Source organism: Bradyrhizobium sp. Ec3.3 (assembly GCF_000472925.1).
Taxonomy (GTDB): domain Bacteria; phylum Pseudomonadota; class Alphaproteobacteria; order Rhizobiales; family Xanthobacteraceae; genus Bradyrhizobium.
In genome coordinates this window covers 1-23,735 of sequence record NZ_AXAS01000049.1, presented here as the reverse complement: position 1 = coordinate 23,735, position 23,735 = coordinate 1, and the positions used below count along the sequence as shown (strand labels likewise).

The following is a 23,735-nucleotide window of genomic DNA, read 5'->3' as shown; positions in this document are numbered from 1 at the left end:
GGACGGCGGCGGCCGGTCCAAGATAGTTGCACGTGAGACTATCTAGCAGATAAGTCCCCTCCTGACCAGAGCGAAAGGTTAGCGCATGGCGCAGGCAAAAACCCAGTTCGGCTATCGCCGCCACCCGGACCAGGTTCGCCCCGGCCAGACTCCGGCCGAGCATGCGATCGTGGTGGTGGGCGCGGGGCCGGTCGGGTTGTCGCTCGCGATCGATCTGGCGCAGCGCGGCCAGCGCGTGGTGCTGCTGGACGATGCCGACCGGATCGGCGAGGGCTCGCGCGCGATCTGCTTCTCGAAACGCTCGCTGGAATATTGGGACCGGCTCGGCGTCGGCGACCGCATGGTCGAAAAGGGCGTGGTGTGGAGCGTCGGCAGGATCTTCCACGGCGAGTCCCAGCTCTACCAGTTCAACCTCTTGCCGGAAGAGGGGCACAAGCGGCCCGCCTTCATCAATCTCCAGCAATATTATGCGGAAGCTTATCTCGTCGATCGCATCAACGATCTGCCGGAGATCGACCTGCGCTGGTGCAACAAGGTGACGGCGCTCGAGCAACGCAACGATTCCGCCCTGCTGACGATCGAGACGCCCGAAGGCGCCTATCGCCTCTCCGCGCAATACGTTATCGCCTGCGACGGTGCGCGCTCCTCGCTGCGGCAGATGGTCGGTGCGGACTTCGCCGGTCAGGTGTTCGAGGATCAATTCCTGATCGCCGACGTCAAGATGACCGCGGAATTCCCGACCGAGCGCTGGTTCTGGTTCGATCCGCCGTTCCATGCGGGACGTTCGGCGCTCTTGCACAAGCAGCCGGATGACGTCTGGCGCATCGACCTCCAGCTCAATCGCTATGCCGACCCTGGCGTCGAGAAGAAGCCGGAAAACGTGCGGCCGCGGATTGCGCGCATGCTCGGGCACGACAAGTTCGATTTCGAATGGATCTCGCTCTACAAATTTCAGTGCCGGCGCATGGACCGCTTCATCCATGGCCGCGTGATCTTTGCCGGCGACTCCGCGCACCAGGTCTCGCCCTTCGGCGCGCGCGGCGCCAACTCCGGACTTGAGGACGCGGAGAATCTCTCCTGGAAGCTCGATCGGGTGCTGCGCGGCCAATCGCCGGCGACCTTGCTCGAGAGCTACCACGTCGAGCGCAGCATGGCGGCGGACGAGAACATCCGCGAATCGACCCGCTCGACGGACTTCATGGCGCCGAACTCGCACCAGGAGGCGCGGCTGCGCAAGGCGGTGCTGTCGCTGGCGAAAGAGACCGAGTTCGGCAAGCGCATGGTCAATGGCGGCCGGCTCTCGGTGCCTTGTAGTTACAACTCGCCGCTGTCCTCGGCCGACGTGGAGACGTGGAACGGTGGCCCGCGGCCCGGCTGTTCCATGCTGGATGCGCCGGTCAGGACGCGTGCGGGGGAGGGCTCCTATTTGACCGATATGTTCCGCAAGGGCGGAACGCAATTTGCCGTGCTCGGGTTTGGCAATGGTGCGGCGATCGAGCTGCCCGGCGACGTGAAGGACATCCGCGTCGGCGGCGAAGGCGGACTGGTCGACCCCGGCGGGCTCGCCGCAAAGCGCTACGACGCCGGGTCTGACACGGCCTATCTGCTGCGGCCCGATGGCTACGTCGCGGCACGCTTTCGTCATCCGACAAAGGCGATGGTCGCAGCGGCATTGTCGCGCGCCCAAGGCTTGAATTGAACAAGGCTTGAACTGAAGGTTTTGCGAGAATGGCTCTCTCTACCAGCTCGAACTTCGCGCGGCCCGATGACGCCTTCCGCGCCATCGTCGAGGCGCATCGTGGTCTCAGCGAGGAGCAGAGCGCGGATTTTGACGCCGCTCTGGTCCTGATCCTCGCCAACCATATCGGCGATATCGACGTTCTCCGGGAAGCGATCGTGCTCGCCAGGCGCCGCATGGTCGACGGCAAGCAGCAGCAACAGCAACAACAATAACCGTGCAAGGAACGAACTGATGGCGAAGAACTTCGCATCCACCGGCGATCTCGCGGAGAAGAAGGTCACCTTCTCCGAGATCGGCCCTGATCTCTATGCCTTCACCGCCGAGGGCGATCCGAACTCCGCCGTCATCGTCGGCGAGGACGGCTGTCTGGTGTTCGACGCGCAGGCAACGCCCGCGATGGCGAACAAGGTGATCGAGCGCGTGCGCAACGTCACCGACAAGCCGATCAAATATGTCGCGCTGTCGCATTATCACGCCGTCCGCGTGCTGGGCGCATCCGCCTACAAGGCGCAAGGCATCGTCGCCTCGCAGGAGACCTATCGGCTGATCGAGGAGCGCGGCAAGCAGGACTGGGATTCCGAGTATGGTCGATTTCCCCGTCTGTTCCAGGATGCGCAAAGCATCCCCGGCCTGACCTGGCCGACGCTCACCTTCGAAGGCGAGATGTCGATCTATCTCGGCAAACGCGAGGTGCGGCTGATGCAGCTCGGGGCCGGCCACACCTCGGGCGACATCGTCGCCTGGGTGCCCGATGCCGAGGTGATGTTCTCCGGTGATCTCATCGAATACCACTCGGCCTGCTATTGCGGCGATGCGCATTTGCGCGAATGGCCGCTGACGCTGAACGAGATCCGCAACTTCAATCCGAAGGCGATCGCGCCGGGCCGCGGCGATGCGCTGAAGGGGACCACGACCGCGCGCGAGGCAATCGCGATGACGCGCGATTTCGTCACCACGCTCTATGGCGCGGCCGAAATCTCCGTCGCCAAGGGGCGCACGCTGAAGGAAACGATGGCGGCGACGCGCGAGGTGATGGATCCCAAGTTTTCGAGCTTTGCCATCTACGAGCACTGCCTGCCATTCAACGTGTCGCGCGCCTTTGACGAGGCGTCGGGGATCGACGACCCCGTGATCTGGACCGACAAGCGCGACCAGGAGATGTGGGCTGCCTTGCAAGGAGGAGGATAGTCATGAACATCAACACCTCGCCTGATCAAATCGTTCGCAGCACGGCCCAGGTCACGCCGGGCTACATGTCCGGCTTCGGCAACAGCTTTGAGACGGAGGCGCTGCCGGGCGCGCTGCCGATGGGGCGCAATTCGCCGCAGCGCTGCGCCTATGGGCTCTATGCCGAACAGCTCTCGGGCTCGCCCTTCACCGCGCCGCGCGGCACCAACGAGCGCTCCTGGCTCTATCGCATCCGCCCGTCGGTGAAGCATTCGGGACGCTTCGAGAAGGTCGATGCCGGCCTGTGGCGCTCGGCACCGTGCCATGAAAACGATCTGCCGATTGCGCAGCTCCGCTGGGACCCGACGCCGATCCCGAAGGAGGAGATCACGTTCCTTGAGGGCGTGCAGACCATCACGACGGCCGGGGATGTCAACACCCAGGCCGGAATGGCCGCGCATGTCTACCTCGTCACCAAATCGATGGTGGACCAGCATTTCTACAATGCTGACGGCGAGCTGATGTTCGTGCTCCAGCAGGGCAATCTTCGTCTCGTCACCGAGTTCGGCCGCATCGACGCCGAGCCCGGCGAGATCGTGGTGATCCCGCGCGGCGTCAAATTCCGCGTGGAGATTCCGAACGGGCCCGCGCGCGGCTATCTCTGCGAAAATTATGGCGGCGCCTTCACGCTGCCGGAGCGCGGACCGATCGGCGCCAACTGCCTTGCCAACGCGCGGGACTTCCTGACGCCGGTGGCCTGCTACGAGGACAAGGACACGCCGACCGAGCTCTACGTGAAGTGGGGCGGCTCCCTGTTCAAGACGACGCTGCCGCATTCGCCGATCGACGTGGTCGCCTGGCACGGCAACTACGCGCCCTACAAATACGATTTGCGCAGCTTCTCGCCGGTCGGCGCGATCGCTTTCGACCATCCCGATCCCTCGATCTTCACGGTGCTGACCTCGCCGTCGGAGACGGCGGGCACGGCGAATATCGACTTCGTCATCTTCCCGGAGCGCTGGATGGTCGCCGACAACACCTTTCGTCCGCCCTGGTATCACATGAACATCATGAGCGAGTTCATGGGGCTGGTGTACGGCGTTTATGATGCGAAGCCGCAAGGCTTTGTGCCGGGCGGTATCTCGCTGCACAATTGCATGCTGCCGCACGGCCCCGACCGCGACGCGTTCGATCATGCCAGCAACGGCGAGCTCAAGCCGGTCAAGCTCACCGGCACACTCGCCTTCATGTTCGAGACCCGCTTCCCCCAGCGTGTCACTGAGCATGCCGCGAGGTCGTCGACGCTCCAGGACGACTATGCCGATTGCTGGAAGGGCCTCGAGAAACGCTTCGATCCGAACAGGCCGTGATGATTTGTTTTGCTCGTCATCGCCGGGCTTGACCCGGCGATCCACGCGTTTCCTCCCGTGCTGTCATTCCGGGGCGATGCGAAGCATCGAACCCGGAATCTCGAGATTCCGGGTCTGGTCCTTCGGACCATCCCAGAATGACGACCTCAATCCCGGAGAGTCTCGTGCCCCAACCCAACGACCCCAGCCTCCGCTCCTTCATCGACGTCGATCCGTCCTCCGACTTCCCGATCCAGAACCTGCCATACGGCGTGTTCTCGACGGCGGCCTATCCGGCGCCGCGGGTTGGTGTTGCGATCGGGGACTACGTGCTTGACCTCTGGGAACTCGAGCAGGATTCCCGGCTCGACGTGGGCCCGCTCGGCGTGTTCTCCGCGCCGTCACTCAATCCGTTCATGGCGCTGGGACCAAAAGTCTGGGCGAAGACGCGGGCGCGAATCAGCGAGCTGCTGCGTCGCGACCATCCGGAGCTGCGCGACAACGAGGAGCTGCGCAAGCAGGCCCTGGTGCCGATGCGCGACGTGCGGCTTCATCTGCCGTTCGCAGTCTCCGGCTATACCGACTTCTATTCGTCGAAGGAGCACGCCACCAATGTCGGCGTGATGTTCCGCGGCAAGGACAATGCGCTGCAGCCGAACTGGCTCTACATGCCGATCGGCTATAACGGCCGCGCCTCGACCGTGGTCGTGAGCGGCACCAGGGTGAAGCGGCCGCGCGGACAGTTGAAGCCGCCGACGGCCGAGGTGCCAAGCTTCGCAGCCTGCAAGCGGCTCGATTTCGAGCTGGAGATGGGCGTCGTCATCGGGCAGCCGTCGCCGATGGGCGGCATGCTCAGCGAGCAACAGGCCGAGGAGATGATCTTCGGCTTCGTCCTTCTCAACGACTGGAGCGCGCGCGACATCCAGCAGTGGGAATATGTGCCGCTGGGCCCGTTCCTCGCCAAGGCCTTTGCCACCTCGATCAGCCCGTGGGTGGTGACGCGCGAGGCGCTGGAGCCGTTCTGCACGAAAGGTCCCGAGCAGAGCCCGGCGCCGCTCGATTATCTCAGACAGGATCGGCCGCAGAACTACGATATCGAGCTCGACGTCTCCTTGCGCGCCGCCGGCACGAATGCGGCGACGAGCATCAGCCGCACCAATTTCAAGTACATGTACTGGTCGTCGGTGCAGCAATTGATGCACCACGCCTCCGGCGGCTGCGCCATGAATGTCGGCGATCTTCTGGGCTCCGGCACGATCTCGGGCCCGGAGAAGAACCAGCGCGGCAGCCTGCTGGAGATATCCTGGAACGGCACCGAGCCGGTGGAATTGCCCGGCGGGGTGAAGCGATCGTTCCTTGAAGACGGTGACAGCCTCGCGATGCGCGGCTGGTGCCAGGGCGACGGCTACCGCGTCGGCTTCGGCGAGGTCGAGGGGACGATTCTACCGGCGGAGTGAGGCGACGTTCTAACGCCACACTCCGTCATTGCGAGCGCAGCGAAGCAATCCAGAATCCTTCCGCAGAAAGATTCTGGATTGCTTCGTCGCTTCGCTCCTCGCAATGACGGTGTGGCGAGAGTCTACCGCTCCTCCGGAGGCACGCCGCGGATTCTGGCCGAATGCGCCGCGACAACCTCTGCGCTGTATTTCAAATGCACCCGCTTGTCCGACGGCAAGTGCTTCGTCACGCACACGCCGGGCCGCCATTCCTTCTCGGGGCGGATCGGGCGCGGCGCAAAGCCGCCTCCGCAGTTCGGGCAGACGTTGAAGAGTTTCGTCTCGACGCAGTCCGCACAGAACGTGCATTCATAGGAGCAGATCCGCGCATTCGTAGCATTCGGCGGCAGGTCGCAGTCGCAATATTCGCAGTTCGGCCGAAGCTGGAGGGCCATGGCTGAAATCTCCCCGAGCATGATTCGGACCCGAAGGGCCGCGTTGGCGCAAAGTGTGGAGCGGTCTTCCCTCGCGACAAACGCGGAAGGCGTTTGCGCGGAGATCATGCTCAAACAAAAATAGGCTGGCGCCGATCATCGCAGATCGCGCCCCTCGCGCGAATGCCGCATTTCCCTCGATTTCAGCCAGGCGTGAGTCCCTTCAAGGGCAGCCGCGAGCTCTCCTTCAGACGGTCGAGCACGATCGAGGAGCGCACATGCGCGACGCTCTGGTGCGGCATCAGCACGTCGTTGACGAGATTGGAGAGCCCCTTGAGGTCGCGCAGCACGGCCTTCAGCACATAATCGGCGTCGCCGGTGAGTGAATAGGCTTCCTGGATCTCGTCGATGCGGCCGACCAGGGTGCGGAACCGCTTGGCATTGTCGGGCGAGTGCGTCGCCAGGGTCACCTGGATGAAGGCGACGACGCCGAAGCCGAGCGCCTCGCTGGAGAGGTCGGCATGGTAGCCCGCGATCACCTTCTCCTCCTCCAGCCGCATCCGCCGCCGCGAGCATTGCGAGGCCGAGAGCCCCGCGATGTCGGCGAGCTCCTGGTTGGTGAGGCGGCCGTCATCCTGGAGCGCGGTCAGGATCTTGAGATCGAAGGCGTCGACCGGGATCATGCGTCATTTGTCCATTTCATGCACAAACCATGCATATGCTACCGGAATCGCGTCCCGTTTGCACGCCCATTGCGCGCCCCATGAAGGATAGTTCAGGCGAACAATCCGGGAGAGATCGCCAATGGGTCCGTTTCCGCACGATGCACCGCCCGCCACCATCAGCGCCGACAATCCGATGGGCACCGACGGCTTCGAGTTCGTCGAATACGCCCATCCCAATCCGCAGGAGCTGCACGCGCTGTTCACGCTGATGGGCTTTGCACCCGTCGCGCGCCACCGCACCAAGAAGATCACAGTCTATCGCCAGGGTGACATCAATTACCTCGTCAACGAGGAGCCCGGCACGCATGGCTTCGATTTCGTCGCCGCGCATGGGCCGTGCGCGCCATCGATGGCGTTCCGCGTGGTCGATGCGAAGGCGGCCTATGACCGCGCGATCGCGCTCGGCGCCGAGCCGGCCGAGGCAACGTCCGCGCAGAAGACGCTGGATGTGCCCGCGATCAAGGGCATCGGCGGCAGCCTCCTCTATCTCGTCGATCGCTATGGCGCGAAAGGCTCGGCCTATGATGCCGAGTTCGAATGGCTTGGCGCCCGTGACCCGCGCCCGGTCGGCGCCGGCCTGTTCTATCTCGATCACCTCACCCACAACGTCCATCGCGGCCGCATGGATGTCTGGGCTGGCTTCTACGAGAAGCTCTTCAACTTCCGCCAGATCCGCTTCTTCGATATCGAGGGCCGCGCGTCCGGCCTGTTCTCGCGCGCGCTGACCAGCCCCGACGGCAAGATTCGCATTCCCATCAACGAGGATGCGGGCGAGTCCGGTCAGATCGAAGAATATCTGAAGGTCTATCGCGGCGAAGGCATCCAGCACATCGCCTGCGGCTGCCGCGAGATCCACGGCACGATCGAGGGGCTGCGTGAGGCCGGCCTGCCCTTCATGCCGTCACCGCCCGACACCTATTTCGAGAAGGTCGACGCGCGGCTGCCCAGGCACGGCGAGGACGTCGCGCGATTGCAGCGCAACGGCATTTTGATCGACGGCGAGGGTGTCGTCGACGGCGGCCAGACCAAGGTGCTGCTCCAGATCTTCTCGGCGAACGCGATCGGCCCGATCTTCTTTGAGTTCATCCAGCGCAAGGGCGACGACGGCTTTGGCGAGGGGAATTTCAAGGCGCTGTTCGAATCGATCGAGGAGGATCAGATTCGGCGCGGCGTGCTGAAGGTGGACGACGCGGCTTAAGCACGTTGTTGGGCACGCTGTCTCATCAAACACAACTGTCGTCCCGGCGAAGGCCGGGACCCATAACCCCAGGGAGTGGTTGTGGCGCGAAAGCGGTAACCCAGAGTCTTCGTCAAACCACTTCCTGTGGTTATGGGTCCCGGGCTCGCGCTTCGCGCGCCCCGGGACGACGAGCGGGGAGTGCGGCGGCAGCGCCGCTACCGCCCCGCCTTCCACGCGCTCGTCACCGTCCCAATGTCCGCCGCTTCCGGCTCGCGAACCACTGACGGCGTGCGCGAGAACCGCGGCGCGGGCGCCGGCTGCTTCACGCCGTGGCGCTCGATGAAGACGTTGCGCGCGACCATGTGCGGATGCTCGGTGGCTTCCGACATCGTCAGCACCGGCGCGAAGCAGATGTCGGTGCCTTCCATGATCCTGCACCAGTCCTCGCGCGTTTTGCTCTTGAAGACGGCCTTCAATTTCTCCTTCAGCGCCGGCCAGGCCTTGCGGTCCATCTGTGCCTCGAAATCGGCGTCGGTGAGCCCGGCGTGTTGCCGCAGCAGCGCGTAGAATTGCGGCTCGATCGAGCCGATCGAGATGAAATGGCCGCAGGCGCATTCGTAGACGCCGTAGAAATGCGCGCCGCCATCGAGAAAGTTCTGGTCGCGGCCTTCGGTCCAGCGGCCCATCGCGGCCATGTCGAAGAAGAACGACATCAGCGAGGCCGCGCCGTCGCACATCGCGGTGTCGACCACCTGGCCCTTGCCGGACCTTTGCGCTTCCAGGAGCGCCGCGAGCACGCCGACCACGAGATAAAGCGCGCCGCCGCCGAAATCGCCGACCAGGTTGAGCGGCGGCACCGGCGCATCCTTCGTGCCGATCGCGGCCAGCGCGCCGGTAATGGAGATGTAGTTGATGTCGTGGCCCGCGGCATTCGCGAGCGGTCCTTCCTGGCCCCAGCCGGTCATGCGGCCGTAGACGAGCTTTGGGTTGCGCGCGAGCACGACATCGGGTCCGAGCCCGAGCCGCTCCATCACGCCGGGACGGAAACCTTCGATCAGCGCGTCCGCGTTGGCGAGCAGGTCGAGAACCTGCGCGATTGCGCCCTTGTCCTTCAGGTCGAGCTCGATCACCTTGCGGCCGCGGCCGGCCACCGACTTCATGCTCTTCTTCGCGCCGACGCGATCGAGCGTGACGACCTCGGCGCCCATGTCGGCGAGCAGCATGCAGGCGAAGGGGCCGGGGCCGATGCCCGCGAATTCGACGATGCGGAAACCTGCGAGCGGGCCGGAGGCGCGGACGGAGGAGCCTTCTGATCTTTCCTGGGCTGATTGATCGAGCACGTTGTTGTTTCCTCGGGGTCGCAAGACGGGCGCGCGAGACGCGGCACCCGTTGGACGTTCCTCTGCGGGGCGAGTTAATCCGTCGATTAAATTTTCTCGCCTTCGACCCGACGAGGCAAGCGCTTTTGATGCATGGGCGCATAATAAAAGCGGCGCGCATTGCTGCGCGCCGCGGAAAATTTGCGTCGAGACGCTAAAGCGCGATCAGCCCGCGGCGGCCACCGCGCGCTGCGCCATCACCTTGATCAGATTGGCGCGGTAGTCGGACGAGCCGTGCAGATCGGAGAGCAAGCCGCTTGCCGGGATCGTCACGCCGTCGATGCTTGACGCCGCCCAGTTCGCCTTGAGCGCGGCTTCGATCGCGCCAACGCGCATCACGCCGCTCTGCGAGGCGCCGGTCACGGCCACCCGGACGTCGCCCGACTTGGTCTGGGCAACGAACACGCCGGTCAGTGCGAAGCGCGAGGCCGGGTGCGGGAATTTGGCGTAACCCGCCTTCGCCGGAACCGGGAACGACACGGCGGTGATGATCTCGCCGTCCTCAAGGGCGGTCGCGAACAGGCCCTTGAAGTAGTCGTCCGCCGCGATCGAGCGCTTGTTGGTCTTGATCGTCGCACCCAGCGCCAGCACGGCGGCCGGATAGTCGGCGGCCGGATCGTTGTTGGCGAGCGAGCCGCCGATCGTGCCGCGATAGCGCACCGCGGGATCGCCGATCAGTGAGGCCAGATACGCAACCGCCGGGATCGCCTTCATCGCGGCGTCGCTGGTCGCGACGTCGTAATGCGGCGTCGCGGCCTTGATGGTCAGCGTGTCGCCGGAGGCATCAACGCCGATCAGCTCCTTGATCTTCGCAAGGTCGATCACGTCGGAGGGGCTGGCGAGCCGCTGCTTCATCACCGGCAGCAGCGTCTGGCCGCCGGAGAGATATTTTGCCTCGCTGCCCTTGGCGAACAGCGCGGCTGCCTCGTCGACAGAGGAGGCACGATGATAAGTGGTCTGGTACATCTTCGTTCCTCCTCTTAAGCCGCGTGGATCGTGCGCCACACCCGGTCAGGGGTCGCGGGCATTTCCAAATTGTTCTTGCCGATCGCGTCCGTGATCGCGTTGATCACGGCCGCGGACGCGCCGATCGCGCCGGCCTCGCCGCAGCCCTTGATGCCGAGCGGATTGCCGGGACAAAGGGTCGTGGTGTGGCTGAGCTTGAACGACGGCAGATCGTCGGCGCGCGGCATGGTGTAATCCATGAACGAGGCCGTGATCGGCTGTCCGTTGGCGTCATAGACGGCGTGCTCGAGCAGCGCCTGGCCGATGCCTTGTGCGAGGCCGCCATGGACCTGGCCCTCGACGATCATCGGATTGATCAGGCGCCCGAAATCGTCGGCCGCCACGAAGTTGACGAACGACGTCTTGCCAGTGGCGGGATCGACCTCGAGCTCGCAGATGTAGGCGCCGGCCGGGAAGGTGAAGTTGGAGGGGTCGTAGAAGGCGCTTTCCTTCAGGCCCGGCTCCATCCCGTCAGGTAGATTGTGCGCCGTATAGGCCGCGAGCGCGACCATCGGCAGCGCGATCGACTTGTCGGTGCCGGTGACCTTGAACTCGCCATTCTCGATGACGATGTCGGCTTCCGAGGCTTCGAGCTGATGGGCCGCGATCTTCTTGGCCTTGGACTCGACCTTCTCCATCGCTTTCAGGATCGCGGTGAGACCGACGGCCGCGGAGCGCGAGCCGTAGGTGCCCATGCCGAACTGCACCTTGTCGGTGTCGCCATGGACGATCGAGACCTGGCTGATCGGAACCCCTAAGCGTTCCGAAATGAGCTGAGCGAACGCCGTCTCATGGCCCTGGCCGTGGCTGTGTGAACCGGTCAGGACCTCGATGGTGCCGACCGGGTTGACGCGTACCTCGGCCGATTCCCACAAGCCGACGCCGGCGCCCAGGCTGCCGACCGCCTTCGACGGAGCGATGCCGCAGGCCTCGATGTAGCAGGAGACGCCGATGCCGCGCAGCTTGCCTTGGGCCTTCGCCTGCGCCTTGCGGCCTGCGAAGCCGGCATAGTCGATCGCTTTCATGGCTGCATCGAGCGAAGCATTAAAGTCGCCGGTGTCATAGGCCATGATGACCGGCGTCTGATGCGGGAACTGGGTGATGAAGTTCGTCTTGCGCAGCGCGGCAGGATCGACATTCAGTTGCCGTGCCGCCGTCTCCATCATCCGTTCGACCAGGTAGCTCGCCTCGGGCCGGCCCGCGCCGCGATAGGCATCGACCGGCGTGGTGTTGGTGTAGACGGCGATCACCTCGGCATGGATCGCCGGGATGTCGTACTGGCCCGACAGCAGCGTCGCGTAGAGATAGGTCGGCACCGCCGAGGAGAACAGCGACATATAGGCGCCGAAATTGGCGTAGGTTTTGACCTTCAGGCCGGTGATCTTGTTGTTGGCGTCGAACGCCATCTCCGCATGCGTGACATGGTCGCGACCATGCGCGTCGGTGAGGAAGGCCTCGGTGCGGTCGCCGGTCCACTTCACCGGACGGCCGGTCTTCTTCGACGCCCACAGCGCCACCATCTCCTCGGGGTAGATGTAGATCTTGGAGCCGAAGCCGCCACCGACATCGGGTGCGATCACGCGCAGCTTGTGCTCGGGCGCGATGTTGTAGAAGGCCGACAGCACGAGCCGCGCGACATGCGGATTCTGCGATGTCGTGTAGAGCGTGAAATGCTCTTCCGCCTCGTTGTAGTCGGCAACCGCCGAGCGCGGCTCCATCGGGTTCGGCGCGAGGCGGTTGTTGGTGAGGTCAAGCTTCACCACATTGGCCGCCTTCGAGAAGGCGTCGTTCACGGCATTCTCGTCGCCGATGACCCAGTCATAGATCTGGTTGCCGGGTGCCTCGGGATGGAGTTGAGGTGCGCCGGCCTTGATCGCGTCGGTCACGTTCGCGACAGCGGGCAGTTCCTCGTAGTCGACGACCACGGCTTCGGCGGCGTCACGCGCCAGGTTCTTGCTTTCGGCGATCACGACCGCGACCGCCTGGCCGACGAAGCGCACCGTTTCCGGCGCCATCGCCGGCCATGCGCCCATCTTCATCGGGCTGCCATCCTTGGAGGTGATGGCCCAGCCGCAGATGAGGTTGCCGACCTTGTCGTCGACGATCTGCTTGCCGTTGAGCACCGCGACCACGCCCGGCAGCTTCAACGCCGCGGAGGCGTCGATGCCTTTCACCTTGGCGTGCGCGTGGGGGCTGCGGATGAAATGGGCATACGTCATGCCCGGTAGCTTGACGTCGTCGACATACCGGCCCTTGCCGGTAATGAAACGCTTGTCTTCCTTGCGCACAACGCTTGCGCCGATGCCTTCAACACCCATGTCCTGTCCTCCCGACCGGAATTTGTTTGACCGCGCTTTCCATCGAAAGCTGCGGCGGTTGCTCGATTAGGCGAGGTCGCCGCTTACTCGGCGGCCTGCGCGACCTTCATGCGGCCGGCGGCATCCAGCACCGCCTTCACGATGTTGTGGTAACCGGTGCAGCGGCAGATATTGCCTTCGAGCTCGTGGCGGACGGTGGCTTCATCGAGCTGGCCACCGTGGCGCTGCACGATGTCGACCGCCGACATGATCATGCCCGGCGTGCAGTAGCCGCACTGCAAACCGTGATTATCGCGGAACGCCGCCTGCATCGGGTGCAGTTCGTCGCCCTTGGCAAGACCTTCGATCGTGGTGACGTTTGCGCCGTCGGCCTGGCCTGCCAGCATGGTGCAGGATTTTACCGCGCGGCCGTCGATATGCACGACGCAGGCGCCGCACTGGCTGGTGTCGCAGCCGACATGGGTGCCGGTGAGGTTGAGGTGATCGCGCAAGAGATGGACCAGCAGCGTGCGGTCCTCGACATCGACAGAGACAGCCTTGCCGTTCACTGTCAGTTTGACTGTAGACACGTGAGTACCTCCCATATGTGTTTTGTCGTTATTCCAATTAGAGACAGCGCGAACGGAACTTTGCAACTGGGATTTTGGGGACCGCGCGTCATGGAAAGGTCATCGCGGCCAGTCGAAGGTGCGCGATTCGATCATGACGTTTCGTGCCGCCGCCAGCTGCGTGGCGCGGCCCGTGAGACGCTTTCGGAAAGATCTGCTTCGCGCCTGCGTCGGCGTGCCTTCCATGCCGCCGCGCGACGTCGCTCGCGCTCGGACCTCAGCCCTGTCGCGCGTCGTTTCTCCCTTTGATGCCTTGTTCGTTGAGCGAATAGGAGCACGCGCTCACGGCTTTGTAATCGCGATCTTGGTAGTAGGTTTTTGCGAGCTAAGTCATTGATTTTATTGGAGGCGCCTCTGGCAGGGTCCGGCCGTCGCGGCGATTGGGGCGCCCTAGTACTTGCTGGCGATTGATCGAAAGCGGACGCCACCCCCTAGTCGAGCCCTACAAGCAAACAGGAGGGTGGAAGCGATGCAGATGAACGACAGTCAGCGGATCCCGGCGTCGAAGGCCAAGGTGTGGGCTGCGCTCAACGATCCCGACATTCTCAGGCGCTGCATTCCCGGCTGCCAATCGCTCGAGATGGCATCGCCGACGGAAATGACGGCAACCGTGGTGCTGAAGGTTGGTCCGGTGAAGGCGACGTTCAGCGGCAAGGTGACGCTGGCCGATATCGACGCGCCCAACGGCTATCGCATCATCGGCGAAGGCGCCGGCGGCGTCGCAGGTTTCGCCAAGGGCGGCGCGAAAGTCAGGCTCGAGGAAGAATCGCCCGACGTCACCATCCTGCACTACGAGACCGACGCGCAGATCGGCGGCAAGCTCGCGCAACTCGGCTCGCGGCTGATCGATTCGACGTCGAAGAAGCTGGCCGCGAATTTCTTCGAGAGCTTTGCGACTGTGGTAGCGCCATCATCGTGATTGACGCAGGTGATCGACGCGCGACGTCAGGTGCAACGATCGGATCGCGGCACGATGTTGCCGCAAATCCGATCGCGCATTGCGAGCTGCAAAATAATGGCAAGACGCGAGCGTCGACAACGAGATGAGCGGCAAACGCCGCCAGTGATTTGCACTACTACCTTCCGCCTATACTAAGCGCGCCAAGCCGATGCTGTAATTTCCAACGATGGATCGCAGACAAACTGCGCATCACGAGCGCAGCGCGCTCAGGCGCCCAACATGGCGTGCACACCAACACCGCGGAGGGAATACATGACCTTTGGAACGAAGGGCTTTTTGGCTGGCATTTCGATGATTGCGATGCTGGCCGCCAGCACGTCGGGCGTTCGCGCCAACGACTCGGTGCTCAAGGCGCAATCCGATGCGAACCAGTGGGCGGTTTCCGGCCACGACTATGGCAACACGCGCTTCAGCCCGCTCAATCAGATCAACACCGAGAACGCCGGCAAGCTGACGCTCGCCTATTCGTTCTCGCTGGCGTCGCTGCGCTCGAACGAATCCTCGCCGATCGTGATCGGCAACACGCTCTACGTCTCGAGCTCCTGGGGCCCGAAATACGTCTACGCGCTCGATGCCGCGACCGGCGCGCGCAAATGGACCTGGGAGCCCGACATTCCCGATGACGTGCTGCAATACGCCTGCTGCGACGTGAACAATCGCGGCGTCACCTACGCCGACGGCAAGATCTTCGTCGGCCGCCTCGACGGCAAGCTGACGGCGCTCGATGCTGCGACCGGCAAGTCGCTGTGGACCGCCAAGGTGGTCGACTACAAGCAGGGTTCGGTCATCACTTCGCCGCCGCTCGTCGTTCGCGACAGGGTCATCACAGGCTTCGGCGGCGGCGAGTATGGCGTGCGCGGCGCGCTGCTCGCGTTCGACATCAACACTGGCAAGCAGATGTGGCAGACCTTCACCGTCCCCAAACCGGACGAACCAGGCGGCGACACCTGGAAGGGCGACTCCGCCGAACACGGCGGCGGTGCGGCCTGGCTGGTCGGCTCCTATGATCCCAAGAGCGATACGGTCTATTGGGGTACCAGCAATCCCGCTCCGTGGAACTCGGCTGTCCGCTCGACGGGCAATGGCGATTTCGGCAAGCTGACCAATCTCTATACGGCGTCCACGCTCGCCCTCGACCCCAACACCGGCAGGATCAAGTGGCACATCCAGACCACGCCGGCCGATGCCTGGGACTATGACGGCGTCAACGAGGCCGTGCTCGCCGACCTCAATATCGGCGGCAGCAACGTTCCGGCGCTGATGAAGGCGGATCGCAACGGCTTCTTTTTCGTCGCCAACCGCGAGACCGGCAAGGTTCTTTCGGCAGAAAAATATGTCTTCTCGAACTGGGCGCAGAAGTGGGACGTCGCCACCATGCGTGCGGTCGAAGACCCCGAGAAGCGTCCGGGACCAGGCCATCCCATCAAGGACGTCTGTCCGAACCTGATCGGCGGCAAGAACTGGCAGCCGATGTCGTTCAATCCGCAGACCGGTCTCGTCTACATCCCGTCCAACAATGTTTGCATGGACTGGTCGGTGAGCGACATTTCCTACAAGCGCGGCGTGTTCTATCTGGGTGGTGAGTTCCCGCCCAAGGAAGGCCCCGGCGGCTTCATGGGCGAGCTCGTGGCCTGGGATCCGGTCGCGCAGAAGAAGGTCTGGTCCATCAAGGAAGACCTGCCGTTCAACGGTGGCACGCTGACCACGGCTGGCGGCCTGGTGTTTGCCGGTAACATCCATGGCGATTTCCGCGCCATCGATGCGAAGTCCGGTAAGGTGCTCTGGAGCAAGAATCTCGGCTCCGGCATTGGTGCAGGTCCCGTGACCTATCAGGTCGACGGCAAGCAATATGTGGCCATCGTCGTCGGTCGCACCGCTGCGATGCCCGCATTCCTGGGCGGCATCGGCGGGAAGATGACGGCCGCAGCTCCCGAGGGCGGTTCGCTCTTCGTGTTCTCCGTCCAGTGACCACTCGCGCGCGTATCTCAGAGGTGACGAGATACGCGCGCGCTTTTTCCAGACGATCGTTGCGGCATCGGTTGATGCCTCGTGCCGCAACGCCTGGTCCAACAAGTCCCAACTACGGGAGATGAGGATGCGCCGGAATCATCTTGGAAGCGGCAAGAGCCGAAATCGCGCCATGACAGCGCTGGTCGCATGGGTCGCAGCGTCCGCGATGACCGCGCCCATCGCAACGGCTCACGCGGACGAGGCGCAGCCGTTCCGGCTCTGCGCCGATCCGACCAATCTGCCGTTTTCGAGCGACGGTGCGTCGCAGCCGGGCTTCTATGTCGAGATCGGGCAGGCCCTGGCGCAGGCGCTCGGCCAGCCGATCGCGTATGACTGGTACAAATCCTATTTCGGCAAGCGCACCGTGCGCGTCACGCTGCTCGGCAAGCAATGCGACGCCATGATCGGCCTGCCGCGCTCCGAGGACTTCATGGGACCGGCCGTGATCTTCTCCAACACTTTCGCAAAGGAAGGCTATGCCCTCGTGGCGGCGAAGGGACAGGCGATCGGCGGCGTCGAAGGCCTCAAGGGCAGGCGCGTCGCCGTGCAGTTCGCCAGCACGCCGCAAAACCTGCTCGCGAGCCGCGATGACATCCAGAAGGTGACCGTGCTGTCGCCCGAGGAAGGCATGCAGGCGCTCGACCAGGGCAAGGCCGACGTCGCCTTCATCTGGGGGCCTGTCGCCGGCTGGCTGAACAAGACCACCTACCGCGATCGCTATCAGATCGAGCTCACCGAAGGCGAAGGCTTGTCATGGGACGCGGCCATCGGCTTCGCGAAGACGTCGACGGAGCTCCGCGATCGCGTCGATGCCATCCTGCCGCAGCTTCAGAAGACGATCGCCGATCTCGCGGTGAAATACGGCTTGCCGACCGGCCAACCGGTTCGCTTCGGCGCCCAGGCGGTGCCGGCGGGAGTAACGACGGGAACGGGAACCGGAGCCCGGGTGACTGAGATCGCCAACGTGGTGGCGACCGAGACCAAGGGCGAGGCGGCCGCGCCAAGCGCCGAGGCCGTCGGCACGGGCAAGGAGATCTTCAACGGCACCTGTGCACATTGTCACGGTCCCGACGCGATCCAGAGCGAGAAGAAGATCGATCTGCGGCTGCTGCGTCACCGCTACGGCGACGAGATGCGCGAGAAATACTGGACCACCGTGCATGAAGGACGGCCTGCCAAGGGCATGCCGGCCTGGAAGGAAGTCTTCACGGACGATCAATTCGACAACATCTATTCCTTCCTGCTGACGGTCCAGTCCGAATCGAACGACTGAACGATCTTGACCGGACGCGATCGGGAGGATGTGGTAGCGTCCATCCGGCATCCTCCCGGTGCCGGACGGTCGCCGCAGGAATGCACCGCTTCCGCTCCTGCGGTGAAGTCTTGTGCGATCGACTCTTGGGAAGGCGCCATGACCAGCTTCCTGATCATCGACGATCATCCGCTGTTTCGCGAGGCGCTCGGCAATGCGGTGCGGCTGGCATTGCCGGAGGCGCGGATCTTCGAGGCGATGTCGATCGAGGACGCCCTGCATATCCTCTCGGCCGAACAGGGCATCGACCTCGCGCTGCTCGATCTCTCGCTGCCGGATGCGACCGGCTTCTCCGGCTTTCTCCGCCTGCGCGAGACCTATCCGCGCCTGCCGGTCGCCATCGTGTCGAGCGAGGAGGATCAGCACGTCGTCCGCGAGGCGCTGGCGCTGGGCGCTGCCGGCTATCTGCCGAAGTCGACGTCGAAACGCGAGCTCGCGCAATCGATCGAGGGTGTGCTGAGCGGATCGGTCTCAGTGCCGAAGGATTTTGTCGCGACGCCGCAGCGGCGCCGCGCCGACACCAGCAAGGCGCTCGCGGTCAAGCTGCGCGAGCTGACGCCGCAGCAGCTTCGCGTGCTCGACCTCCTGCGCCGCGGCTATCCGAACCGGCAGATCGCCCAGGAACTTCAGCTTGCGGAGTCCACCGTGAAGGCGCACATCACCGAGATCCTGCGCAAGCTCGGCCTGTTCAGCCGCAACAAGGCGATCATCGAGATCGGCAAGATGGACCTACCCGATCCCAAGGGCCGGCCCTATGCGCGGGCCGATCGCGGCAGGCCGCAATAATGCGCGCTCTCGTTGTTGACCTGGATCAACCCGGTTGGGCTCGGCTGAGGCATTCTCATCTCAACGTTGGACCCGGCAACATCTTAGGAATGGCTCACGCGTGATGCGATTTCTGATTGTCGAAGACCATCCGCTGTTTCGCGAGGCGCTCGAAGGGGCGCTACAGATGGTGGCGCCCGAGGCCGATATCGTTCAGGCGATCTCGATCGACGGCGCGCTGGAGCTGTTGTCGACGACATCTGGGCTCGATCTCATTCTCCTCGATCTGTCGATGCCGGGCACGACGGGTCTTTCAGGCATCATCCGCATCCGCAAGGCGTTTCCCAAAATTCCCGTCGTCATCGTATCCGGGCATCAGGATCCGCAGATCATTTCCGGCGCATTGTCGCTCGGCGTCGCCGGCTACATCCTCAAATCCTCGTCCAAGCAGGATCTTGCGCAGTCGATCGGCGAGGTGCTGCGCGGCGCGGTCTGCGTCCCCGGCGCTTATCGTGCGACACGTGCGCAACGCGCCGCCGGCCCCGCGCAGGATCTCATCAAGCGCCTGCACGATCTGACGCCGCAGCAATTGCGCGTCCTCGAAATGCTCAAGCGCGGCCTGCAGAACAAGCAGATCGCCTATGAGCTGAAGATCTCGGAGACCACCGTGAAGGTCCACGTCTCCGACATCCTGCGCAAGCTCAACGTGCTGAGCCGCACCAAGGCGATCGTCGAAATGTCCCGCATAGATTTCGCGACGCTGGCAAGCGACCGGGCGGGAGCGAAGCACGATCGCGCGCAGTCGGAGTAACGGGACGGCCGCGATTGGGTCTCAATTGTCTCCCTCGCTCCGCCGTAAGGACCGTGGGTGAGCGACGTCTTTGCGGCCCATCCGTCGAGACGCCCGCCTTTGCGGGCTCCTCAGGATGAGGTCTTGTTTCGCGGCGAAAATTTTTGACCCTCATGGTGAGGAGCACCGCCCGCGGCGCGTCTCGAACCATGAGGCCGAGCGCTTTCACCAGCTTCTCAAGCGCCGTATGCGATAGCCATGCCGCTCTTCGCGACGATACGCTTTTGCCGGTGATTTGCCCGACGCGTCAAGCGATTTCGGATAAAGCGTAGGGCGTCACCGCCGCCCGCTTCTACTTTGCATGGGGTTATTTTGCGGATTTTGTGACGGCCGGTCGATTAGCCCGATCCATCCCGCCTCAAGTCAACAGGAACGACAGCAGCGCGCGCATCTCGGCGGGCTTGATCGGCTTCTTCAGCACCTCGAGCCCGTGGAGGCTGGCTTCCTTCGCGGCCTTTTCGGAGTAGTCGGCCGTGATGATCATGGCCGGCACGTCCAGCTGCAAATGCCGGCGGATGTCGGCGACGGCCGACAGGCCGCTCTCGCCGTGATCGAGATGGAGGTCGGCGATCACGGCATCGGGGGCGCCGCCGAGCTCGCTGAGGCGCAGCAATGCGTCGGCGGCCGATCGCGTGGTCGCGACGTCGCAGCCCCAGCCTTCCAGCAGGGCGGCCATGGCCTCGGAGCCGTTCGGATCGTTCTCGATCAACAGGATCTTGGCGCCTTCGAGCCCGCCATAGTGCCGCTCGGCCAGCTTGACCTCGTGCACCTCGTCGCTGACTTCAGTGAGGTCGGCCGGCTCCAGCTCGAGGGCAAAGGTCGATCCCCGACCGACCTGCGATGACAACCGCACCTCGTGTCCGAGCACCGTTGCGAAACGGCGAACGATGGAGAGGCCGAGCCCGAAACCGGCCTGGTCGGTGGCGCTCGCTTCCCCACGCTGGAATTCGCGGAAGATCGCTTCCTGCTGCGCCTGCGCAATTCCCGGCCCGGTGTCGGAGACCTGAACGCAGATGCGCTCCCCCCTCGGCCGGCATCCCATGACGACGCCGCCGCTGCGGGTATAGCGAATCGCATTGGCAAGCAGGTTTTGCAGGATCCGCCGCAGCATCATCGCATCCGACGTCACCGCAAGCTGTGAGGTGCGGATGCGCAAGGAAAGACCTTGCCGCGCGGCGATCGGCTCGAATTCGTTGCGGAGCTGCTCGAACAGGGGTGCCAGCGCGACAGCGCGCACGTCGGGCCTGAGCGCGCCGGCGTCCAGCTTTGCGATCTCCAGCAGCGAGCGCAGCAGGTCCTCCAGCGTCACCAGCGAGCGGTCGACCTGATCGATGAGCTGGCCCGCCTCCTGCGATTCCATCATCTCGGTCAACGCCGACAGCGTCAGGCGCGCCGCGTTCAACGGCTGCAACAGGTCGTGGGTGACCGAGATCAGCACAGAGGATTTGAGCGAGCTCGCGGCCTCGGCCTGCTGCTTGGCGCGGTAGAGCCCCTCATTGGCGCGCTCGATCGAATGCAGCGCCTCGCGCAACTGGTGCGTCCGGTCGCGAACCTGGTGATCTAGCGCAATGGCCGTCTCGAACAGCGAGAAGGCATTGAGCTGCTGATCCATCGAGCGCTCGACCCGGGACATCAGCGCGGCATTGATCTTCTTCAGCTTCGCAGCTTCCCGCTGAAGCTGCTCGACCGATTGAGGGTCCTGCCACGTCTCCGTCACGACGGGCGCCTTCCGATCGCGACGCCCGTGAAGGTCTGGTTCACATGCATCGAGCCGAACTGCTCGCCATAGGTGTGAAAGCCGACGACGCGGTTCTGCCGGTACAGCTCGGACATGTCGCGGGCGAGCTGATGCTGCTCGGCATCCAGCCGGCGCAACAGGCATTCGAAGCCGATGAAGAGCGACACGTCTCCGATCTCATCGCGAATTTCGGCAAAGGTCTCGCGCGTCGAGCCGACCAGGCTTCGCGACGTCGCAGCGGTCAGCACCATGCCCTCGTCGATGGCGCAGAAGAAATGCAAGGAGCCGTCCGGTTCGACGCGCTGGATCGATCGCGCGTAATAGGAGCCGCCGACGCGCACCAGTACGGGGTGGGACGCGAAGGAGAACGGGTCGAGTTTGGCGTCCATGATCCCGACCATGCGCGAATATTCCTTCGCCGCAGGCTCCGCGTTCAGCTCCCTGACCGTTCGATTTTCGATGTCGGCCTCGGTGACCACCATCTTCTGCGGCCGCGGCTCGAAATTGTCGCACTTGAAGACCCGGAACGGCAGCGACGTGTTCAGGAGTATCAGGAGGGCGGCATTGGTGTGGGCCCTGCCGTCGAAGAACACCCAGGTCTTCTCGAAGCGCATCCCGTCGCCCGCCGATCCTCCGACGACCGGGATGTCGTCGAGTGAAGCATAGATGGCGGACATCACCGCTTCCTCGCGGCGGCACAGGCCGTCGATCAAGACCAGGCCGAAGGGATTTCCACGGTCGACCTGCGGGGTGACCCGCAGCAGCTCGTGCCGGAGCTCGCCGCCGATCCTGCGGCCGTCCTCGACGCGGAAGCTGTCGAGATTGAGAATGGGCCGGATTACTGCCGAGAAGTCGGCGCGGCTGAACGCCAGCGCCACGACGCTGTTCTCGTCCCAGCCATCCGGGGCGAGCTCGCCAGCGGTCGTACAACCGCAGACCTGGGTGTCATCGAAGTGCCGGGTGATCTCGGTGATGAAGTGATGGGGGTCGTAAGCAGGGGAGAGGAAGACCAGGATCAGCGCCATCTCGTCGGATGGGAGCTGGGCCGCGAGCTCGGCCACGGCTTCATCGACGCTCGCAGCCTTCGATTTGGCAACGGCCACGCCGGACGCTCCGCCAAACCGAAAATCGGTTTGCCCCACTCCGTCTCTCCCCTCGAGGACTGGCTCGGTCTACGCCAAGAGCCTGATAAGTGCCCGACAAGTGCCCCAAGAGTAAGGCGTTTTCCGGTTAGCCGCAACACGGCGCCCGGACGGCCTTGGACAGGAACTTTCTCCACGCAGGATGCAGGCCGGACGAATTTACCGCCCCTTGACGTTTCTGCCTTAATTTTCCGCATCGGTTCGGGAGGGGCTGCTTCCGGGCCGCATGAATGTTGCAAGAACATAAGTTGGGGGTTGGAATGGCCGGGCGTACCGCGTCGAAGTCGAAGCGCACATTTTTTCCGACCCTGAAGTTCCGCGCCAAGATCATTCTCGGCTTTGCCGCCGTGCTCGTCATCTCGGCCGTCAGCATGGCCTTCGCCTATTTCGGCTTTGAGCGCGTCTCGGCCGGCGTCGGCTCCTACCGTGCCAGCGTTTCCGAGGCTGACCTCGCCCGCAACATCGATCGCGAGCTGCTGGCCTATCGTTCGGCCGCCCGCTACTTCGTCGTCACCGGAAAGGAAGATGACGCCAAGGTAGCGCTGGAGGCCGAAGCCGGCCTGAAGAAGGCCATCGATCAGGCCATCAAGGGCGCCGAGAGGCCGGCGCGGCTGGAAAGCCTCGGCAAGCTCGCCAAGGAGTTTTCGAACTTCTCCGCGACCTTTGCCAAGATCCTGCAAGCCAAGCGCGACAGCGCGCTCCTGGTTGAGAACCAGCTTCAGCGCAACGCCAACCTCCTCAAGTACAAGCTCGACGACATCGGCAACAACGCCTCCGATTCCGAGGCGCAGGCGATCGAATTCGGCACCAAGCAAGTCAATGCCCAGTTCCAGACCGCAAGCGCGGCGGCGACCAACTTCGTCCTCAATTCCGACCAGGCGCTTGCCGCAAACGCGCTGGCGCGGCTGAAATTCGTCGAGAATTCGCTCAACGCGGTCTATTCGATGGACGACAAGATCGTCGCCGGCTTGAAGGACGCCAAGGGCCTGCTTGCGGCCTATCGCGAAGCGCTGGAGAAGCTCGTCGCCAATGCCAGGATGATCGACGACCTCGTCACCGAGATGAGCGGCTCGGCGGGCGCCATCATGCAGGGCGCCACGGCGATGAAGGCTGATCTCGTGTCCGAGCAGCAGCGGCTGGAAACAGAATCCGAGGCCAGCATCGACCAGACCGAACATCTGATCCTGATGCTGGCTGCCGGCGGCACGCTGCTCGGCGCCATCCTCGCCTTCCTGCTCGGCACCGGCATCTCGCGGCCGATGATCGCGATGTGCAAGGCGATGCGGGAGCTCGCCTCGGGCAATTTCGAGGTCGTGCTGCCGGGGCTCGGCCGCAAGGACGAGATCGGCGAGATGGCCGGCGCGGTCGAAGAGTTCAAGATGCAGGCAGTCGCGAAAGCCGAGCGCGATGCGGCGGCGAGCGAAGCCCAGAGCAGGGAGACGGCCGCAGCGCGCCGCTCCGAGCTGATCCGCTTTGCCGATGATTTCGAGACCGCGGTCGGCGCCATCGTTTCGAACGTGTCGGCTTCAGCCGTGCAGCTCGAATCGGCAGCCTCCACGCTGACCCGCACCGCGGAGACGACGCAGACGCTGTCGAGCCAGGTTGCCGGCGTCTC

General features: G+C 64.0%; 20 protein-coding genes. 12 read left to right on the top strand and 8 right to left on the bottom strand.

The window, feature by feature from the left end:
- Positions 1 to 85 precede the first annotated feature (85 nt).
- From YUU_RS0134005 to fahA, 5 genes are all read left to right on the top strand, one after another.
- Entirely contained in the window at positions 86 to 1,699 is a 1,614-nt protein-coding gene (locus tag YUU_RS0134005; RefSeq protein WP_027526360.1) for an FAD-dependent oxidoreductase, read from the top strand.
- 29 nt (positions 1,700 to 1,728) lie between these two features.
- On the top strand, positions 1,729 to 1,953 hold the full coding sequence (locus YUU_RS0134000) for a DUF2783 domain-containing protein (RefSeq protein ID WP_027526359.1): 225 nt from the start codon (positions 1,729 to 1,731) through the stop codon (positions 1,951 to 1,953).
- A 19-nt stretch (positions 1,954 to 1,972) separates the two neighbouring features.
- Positions 1,973 to 2,929 (top strand): MBL fold metallo-hydrolase, encoded by a 957-nt coding sequence (locus YUU_RS0133995; RefSeq protein WP_027526358.1) that lies wholly within the window; start codon positions 1,973 to 1,975, stop codon positions 2,927 to 2,929.
- Positions 2,930 to 2,931: 2 nt separating this feature from the next.
- The gene (hmgA, locus tag YUU_RS0133990) at positions 2,932 to 4,278 is read left to right on the top strand and encodes a homogentisate 1,2-dioxygenase (RefSeq protein WP_027526357.1); all 1,347 of its coding nucleotides are present in this window, start codon (positions 2,932 to 2,934) and stop codon (positions 4,276 to 4,278) included.
- 164 nt (positions 4,279 to 4,442) lie between these two features.
- Entirely contained in the window at positions 4,443 to 5,714 is a 1,272-nt protein-coding gene (gene fahA, locus YUU_RS0133985) for a fumarylacetoacetase (protein ID WP_027526356.1), read from the top strand.
- Positions 5,715 to 5,836: 122 nt separating this feature from the next.
- On the opposite strand, the gene YUU_RS0133980 is transcribed toward fahA, so the two are convergent.
- Together YUU_RS0133980 and YUU_RS0133975 are read right to left on the bottom strand one after the other, a co-directional pair.
- Complete coding sequence (locus YUU_RS0133980) at positions 5,837 to 6,148, bottom strand: DUF1272 domain-containing protein (protein WP_027526355.1); 312 nt, start codon at positions 6,146 to 6,148, stop codon at positions 5,837 to 5,839.
- A 182-nt stretch (positions 6,149 to 6,330) separates the two neighbouring features.
- The gene (locus tag YUU_RS0133975) at positions 6,331 to 6,810 is read right to left on the bottom strand and encodes an Lrp/AsnC family transcriptional regulator (RefSeq protein WP_027526354.1); all 480 of its coding nucleotides are present in this window, start codon (positions 6,808 to 6,810) and stop codon (positions 6,331 to 6,333) included.
- Between the two features lie 121 nt (positions 6,811 to 6,931).
- On the opposite strand from YUU_RS0133975, the gene hppD reads away from it, so the two are divergent.
- Entirely contained in the window at positions 6,932 to 8,050 is a 1,119-nt protein-coding gene (gene hppD / locus YUU_RS0133970; protein WP_027526353.1) for a 4-hydroxyphenylpyruvate dioxygenase, read from the top strand.
- A 197-nt stretch (positions 8,051 to 8,247) separates the two neighbouring features.
- On the opposite strand, the gene YUU_RS0133965 is transcribed toward hppD, so the two are convergent.
- The 4 genes from YUU_RS0133965 to YUU_RS0133950 all read right to left on the bottom strand — a co-directional run bounded on the left by YUU_RS0133965 (position 8,248) and on the right by YUU_RS0133950 (position 13,303).
- A complete protein-coding gene (locus YUU_RS0133965; RefSeq protein WP_027526352.1) occupies positions 8,248 to 9,372 on the bottom strand; it encodes a CaiB/BaiF CoA-transferase family protein in 1,125 nt (374 codons plus the stop codon).
- A gap of 204 nt (positions 9,373 to 9,576) precedes the next feature.
- The gene (locus tag YUU_RS0133960; protein ID WP_027526351.1) at positions 9,577 to 10,377 is read right to left on the bottom strand and encodes a xanthine dehydrogenase family protein subunit M; all 801 of its coding nucleotides are present in this window, start codon (positions 10,375 to 10,377) and stop codon (positions 9,577 to 9,579) included.
- Between the two features lie 14 nt (positions 10,378 to 10,391).
- The gene (locus YUU_RS0133955) at positions 10,392 to 12,734 is read right to left on the bottom strand and encodes a xanthine dehydrogenase family protein molybdopterin-binding subunit (protein WP_027526350.1); all 2,343 of its coding nucleotides are present in this window, start codon (positions 12,732 to 12,734) and stop codon (positions 10,392 to 10,394) included.
- Positions 12,735 to 12,817: 83 nt separating this feature from the next.
- A complete protein-coding gene (locus YUU_RS0133950) occupies positions 12,818 to 13,303 on the bottom strand; it encodes a (2Fe-2S)-binding protein (RefSeq protein ID WP_027526349.1) in 486 nt (161 codons plus the stop codon).
- Between the two features lie 508 nt (positions 13,304 to 13,811).
- Between YUU_RS0133950 and YUU_RS0133940 the strand changes: the two genes are divergently transcribed.
- From YUU_RS0133940 to YUU_RS0133920, 5 genes are all read left to right on the top strand, one after another.
- Positions 13,812 to 14,261: a carbon monoxide dehydrogenase subunit G gene (locus YUU_RS0133940; RefSeq protein WP_027526348.1), complete on the top strand. Its 450-nt coding sequence runs from the start codon at positions 13,812 to 13,814 to the stop codon at positions 14,259 to 14,261.
- A gap of 294 nt (positions 14,262 to 14,555) precedes the next feature.
- The gene (locus YUU_RS0133935; protein ID WP_063621772.1) at positions 14,556 to 16,271 is read left to right on the top strand and encodes a PQQ-dependent methanol/ethanol family dehydrogenase; all 1,716 of its coding nucleotides are present in this window, start codon (positions 14,556 to 14,558) and stop codon (positions 16,269 to 16,271) included.
- 127 nt (positions 16,272 to 16,398) lie between these two features.
- Positions 16,399 to 17,586, top strand: a complete 1,188-nt coding sequence (locus tag YUU_RS0133930) for a c-type cytochrome (RefSeq protein ID WP_084801670.1) — start codon at positions 16,399 to 16,401, stop codon at positions 17,584 to 17,586.
- A 138-nt stretch (positions 17,587 to 17,724) separates the two neighbouring features.
- On the top strand, positions 17,725 to 18,411 hold the full coding sequence (locus YUU_RS0133925) for a response regulator transcription factor (protein WP_027526345.1): 687 nt from the start codon (positions 17,725 to 17,727) through the stop codon (positions 18,409 to 18,411).
- 103 nt (positions 18,412 to 18,514) lie between these two features.
- Positions 18,515 to 19,201, top strand: a complete 687-nt coding sequence (locus YUU_RS0133920; RefSeq protein ID WP_035664144.1) for a response regulator transcription factor — start codon at positions 18,515 to 18,517, stop codon at positions 19,199 to 19,201.
- A gap of 397 nt (positions 19,202 to 19,598) precedes the next feature.
- Here the strand turns inward: YUU_RS0133920 and YUU_RS0133915 are convergent, their stop codons facing one another.
- Together YUU_RS0133915 and YUU_RS0133910 are read right to left on the bottom strand one after the other, a co-directional pair.
- Positions 19,599 to 20,957, bottom strand: a complete 1,359-nt coding sequence (locus YUU_RS0133915) for a hybrid sensor histidine kinase/response regulator (protein WP_027526343.1) — start codon at positions 20,955 to 20,957, stop codon at positions 19,599 to 19,601.
- Positions 20,954 to 22,120, bottom strand: a complete 1,167-nt coding sequence (locus tag YUU_RS0133910) for an FIST N-terminal domain-containing protein (RefSeq protein WP_027526342.1) — start codon at positions 22,118 to 22,120, stop codon at positions 20,954 to 20,956. Before YUU_RS0133910 ends, YUU_RS0133915 begins: the two co-directional genes overlap by 4 nt.
- A 260-nt stretch (positions 22,121 to 22,380) precedes the next feature.
- Here YUU_RS0133910 and YUU_RS0133905 point away from each other — a divergent pair.
- Positions 22,381 to 23,735 (top strand): HAMP domain-containing protein (locus tag YUU_RS0133905; protein ID WP_027526341.1); only part of this gene is annotated, 1,355 nt, incomplete at its 3' end.

Excerpts from the sequence above, each read along its gene's own strand:
- YUU_RS0134005 (WP_027526360.1), top strand. The coding sequence starts at position 86 with ATGGCGCAGGCAAAAACCCAGTTCGGCTATCGCCGCCACCCGGACCAG.
- YUU_RS0134000 (WP_027526359.1), top strand. The coding sequence starts at position 1,729 with ATGGCTCTCTCTACCAGCTCGAACTTCGCGCGGCCCGATGACGCCTTC.
- YUU_RS0133995 (WP_027526358.1), top strand. The coding sequence starts at position 1,973 with ATGGCGAAGAACTTCGCATCCACCGGCGATCTCGCGGAGAAGAAGGTC.
- hmgA (WP_027526357.1), top strand. The coding sequence starts at position 2,932 with ATGAACATCAACACCTCGCCTGATCAAATCGTTCGCAGCACGGCCCAG.
- YUU_RS0133980 (WP_027526355.1), bottom strand. The coding sequence starts at position 6,148 with ATGGCCCTCCAGCTTCGGCCGAACTGCGAATATTGCGACTGCGACCTG.
- YUU_RS0133975 (WP_027526354.1), bottom strand. The coding sequence starts at position 6,810 with ATGATCCCGGTCGACGCCTTCGATCTCAAGATCCTGACCGCGCTCCAG.
- hppD (WP_027526353.1), top strand. The coding sequence starts at position 6,932 with ATGGGTCCGTTTCCGCACGATGCACCGCCCGCCACCATCAGCGCCGAC.
- YUU_RS0133960 (WP_027526351.1), bottom strand. The coding sequence starts at position 10,377 with ATGTACCAGACCACTTATCATCGTGCCTCCTCTGTCGACGAGGCAGCC.
- YUU_RS0133955 (WP_027526350.1), bottom strand. The coding sequence starts at position 12,734 with ATGGGTGTTGAAGGCATCGGCGCAAGCGTTGTGCGCAAGGAAGACAAG.
- YUU_RS0133940 (WP_027526348.1), top strand. The coding sequence starts at position 13,812 with ATGCAGATGAACGACAGTCAGCGGATCCCGGCGTCGAAGGCCAAGGTG.
- YUU_RS0133935 (WP_063621772.1), top strand. The coding sequence starts at position 14,556 with ATGACCTTTGGAACGAAGGGCTTTTTGGCTGGCATTTCGATGATTGCG.
- YUU_RS0133930 (WP_084801670.1), top strand. The coding sequence starts at position 16,399 with ATGCGCCGGAATCATCTTGGAAGCGGCAAGAGCCGAAATCGCGCCATG.
- YUU_RS0133925 (WP_027526345.1), top strand. The coding sequence starts at position 17,725 with ATGACCAGCTTCCTGATCATCGACGATCATCCGCTGTTTCGCGAGGCG.
- YUU_RS0133920 (WP_035664144.1), top strand. The coding sequence starts at position 18,515 with ATGCGATTTCTGATTGTCGAAGACCATCCGCTGTTTCGCGAGGCGCTC.